Source organism: Arthrobacter sp. P1_A5 (assembly GCF_056406825.1).
Window position 1 is genome coordinate 1 of sequence record NZ_JBFTZL010000311.1, and the last position, 2,238, is coordinate 2,238.

2 protein-coding genes are annotated in these 2,238 nt (G+C 66.5%); both read left to right on the forward strand.

The annotated features are described in order from the left end of the window. Nucleotides 1–447 (forward strand): SGNH hydrolase domain-containing protein (locus AC1D1S_RS20730; RefSeq protein WP_476995402.1); only part of this gene is annotated, 447 nt, incomplete at its 5' end. A gap of 277 nt (nt 448–724) precedes the next feature. Further along, nucleotides 725–2,236, forward strand: coding sequence for an IMP dehydrogenase (gene guaB / locus AC1D1S_RS20735; protein WP_476995403.1), 1,512 nt, complete (start codon nt 725–727; stop codon nt 2,234–2,236). The last annotated feature ends 2 nt before the right edge of the window (nt 2,237–2,238 follow it).

Consider the following 2,238-nt stretch of genomic DNA (forward strand, 5'->3'; position numbering starts at 1 on the left):
GTCCTGGACCACCGCCCCGACGCCGTTTTCACGGTTGCTTCCCTGACCCACAAGGAAGCGCCGTTCGAGACCGAAGTGCCTGAGTACCTGGCGGGCATCAAGCCCTTCACCGACGCCGGCATGGACGTGGTGGGCATCCGCGACAACCCCCGCTTCACCATCAATATGCCCGAGTGCGTCCAGAAGTACGGCCCGGATGCCTCGGAGTGCAACGTGCCGGAGCAGGAATCGCTCGCGGGGTCCTCGCCGCTGGACGCGTACCGCGGCCAGGTGCCCAGGCTGCACCTCATGGACATGAGCGATTTCATCTGCGCCAACGGAACATGCCCCGCGGTGGTCGGCAACGTGTACGTGTACAAGGACGACAACCACCTGACCAAGACGTACGTCCAGACCATGATCCCCATGTTCGAACAGCGGCTGCTCGCCGCCACCGGCTGGAAGTAGGCCTGCGCCCACCGTCCGGCGCCCACCGGCCCGGAAGCAGGCCCGGCCGGCCGGGGGAGCCGTGCGGGCATGGGGCGGCTCACATTGAAACCGGACATTACCGCCCGGAATATGGCTATCGCCGCCAAGGTTCTACTATTTATTGAGGACTTCTGCACGAATCATCTGCACGAACCTTCTGCATGACCTTCTGCACAGGCCAGACCCGTAATGACGGGCTGGTCATCTGTTGCAACCCCTACCCGTGACCCCGTAACCCAAGGTAAGAGGCGCACTCATGACCCAGCCCGAACACGATCCCTTCGGCTTCATCGGCCTGACGTACGACGACGTCCTGCTCCTGCCCGGCCACACCGACGTGATCCCTTCGGAAGCGGACACGTCGTCCCGGATCTCCAAGCGCATCACGGTCCAGACGCCGCTGCTCTCCGCCGCGATGGACACAGTCACGGAGTCCCGGATGGCCATCGCCATGGCCCGCCAGGGCGGTCTTGGCGTCGTGCACCGCAACCTCTCCATCGCCGACCAGGCCGACCAGGTGGACCGGGTCAAGCGCAGCGAATCCGGCATGATCACCAACCCCCTGACCATCGGCCCCGAGGCCACGCTGGCCGAGCTGGACGAAATCTGCGCACGCTACCGTGTCTCCGGCCTGCCGGTCGTGGACGAGGGCAACAGGCTGCTGGGCATCGTCACCAACCGCGACACCCGCTTCGTGCCCGAATCCGACTTCCCGCTGCGGCTGGTCAGCGATGTCATGACCAAGATGCCGCTCGTGACCGGACACGTCGGCATCAGCCGCGAGGAAGCCTCGCACAAGCTGGCCACGAACAAGATCGAGAAGCTCCCGCTCGTTGACGAGCAGGGCCGGCTCAAGGGCCTGATCACCACGAAGGACTTCACCAAGGCCGAGCAGTACCCGCTCGCCACCAAGGACGACGAAGGCCGCCTGCGCGTCGGCGCGGCGATCGGCTTCTTCGGCGACGGCTGGGAACGCGCCATGGCGCTGATCGACGCCGGTGTGGATGCCCTCTTCGTGGACACCGCGAACGGCCACTCCCAGGGTGTGCTGGAAATGATCCGCCGGCTCAAGTCCGATCCCGTTGCCGCGCACGTGGACATCATCGGCGGCCAGGCCGCCACCCGCGAAGGCGCCCAGGCCCTGATCGACGCCGGTGCCGACGGCATCAAGGTTGGCGTCGGTCCCGGGTCCATCTGCACCACCCGTGTGGTGGCCGGCGTCGGCGTCCCGCAGATCACGGCCATTTATGAGTCCGCGAAGGCCGCCATCCCGGCCGGCGTGCCGCTGATCGCCGACGGCGGCCTGCAGTACTCCGGTGACATCGGCAAGGCGCTCGTCGCCGGCGCCGACACCGTGATGCTCGGTTCGCTCCTGGCCGGTTGCGACGAATCCCCGGGCGACCTGATTTTCGTCAACGGCAAGCAGTTCAAGAGCTACCGCGGCATGGGCTCCCTAGGCKCCATGCAGACCCGCGGCAAGAACACCTCCTACTCCAAGGACCGCTACTTCCAGGCCGACGTCTCCGGCGATGACAAGCTCATCCCGGAAGGCATCGAGGGCCGGGTCGCGTACCGCGGTCCGCTGTCGTCGGTGGCGTACCAGCTGGTCGGCGGGCTCCGCCAGACCATGTTCTACACCGGCGCCCCGACCGTGGCCGAGCTGAAGGCGCGCGGCAAGTTCGTCCGCATCACCGCGGCCGGGCTCAAGGAGTCGCACCCGCACGACATCCAGATGACGGTCGAGGCCCCGAACTACGGGTCCCGCTAAGA